Below are 539 nucleotides of genomic sequence, written 5' to 3'. Positions count from 1 at the left end.
GTAGTTGAGGTGCAGCAAGATCAACTCGAACACCAACAACGAGTAGTATAGGCAGTATATGAGTGCCTCGTCCTGGCAAGGATTCTAGGCGATATTGAAAAGTCCCGCAGCCTGTGGGACTTTTTCCCTTTTTTCACGCCTATGCATCCAACCCCTCGATGAACTCCCTTAGGGTGACCCGGTGGATGTCAAGTATGCGCAGCAGGCTGGCCATGGTCAGGTTGGCCCCCTTCTCGTGGTGGAAAGGGGGGCTCCGATAACACACATTATGTAAAGCAACTTTCCACTTTAAGCGGGTACCACTGAACATATAGCCTATTATAAGACAAGCCATAACTTTAGAGCAAGCATAATAAATGGTATACTAAATAGCAACAGCTTCTCTTTCCTGCTCTCATATTCCAACTCTTTTAAGATAACTGTAGCTTAGAAGATGGTTTACTGCCTTTAGCCATCTACTTTACAAAATCTAAATCATCTATGTATTTCTTTTAGTTTGGTATTATTTACTATAAATTTGCAATTCGCGAATTGCAAAT

Annotated in this window: 1 protein-coding gene; it reads right to left on the bottom strand. The window is 42.5% G+C overall.

What is annotated here, in order from left to right; all coding sequences use genetic code 11:
- Positions 1-139 precede the first annotated feature (139 nt).
- Positions 140-334 carry a hypothetical protein gene (locus LN995_RS21760; RefSeq protein WP_229963194.1) on the bottom strand — a complete coding sequence of 65 codons (195 nt, stop codon included), beginning with the start codon at positions 332-334 and terminating at the stop codon, positions 140-142.
- Positions 335-539 lie beyond the last annotated feature (205 nt).

Origin of the sequence: Pontibacter silvestris, assembly GCF_020907275.1 — a bacterium.
GTDB lineage: Bacteria > Bacteroidota > Bacteroidia > Cytophagales > Hymenobacteraceae > Pontibacter > Pontibacter silvestris.
This window is presented reverse-complemented; position numbering and strand designations above follow the sequence as displayed.

Bases quoted from the DNA above. Each gene is read 5' to 3' on its own strand.
- LN995_RS21760 (WP_229963194.1), bottom strand. From the start codon at position 334: ATGGCTTGTCTTATAATAGGCTATATGTTCAGTGGTACCCGCTTAAAG.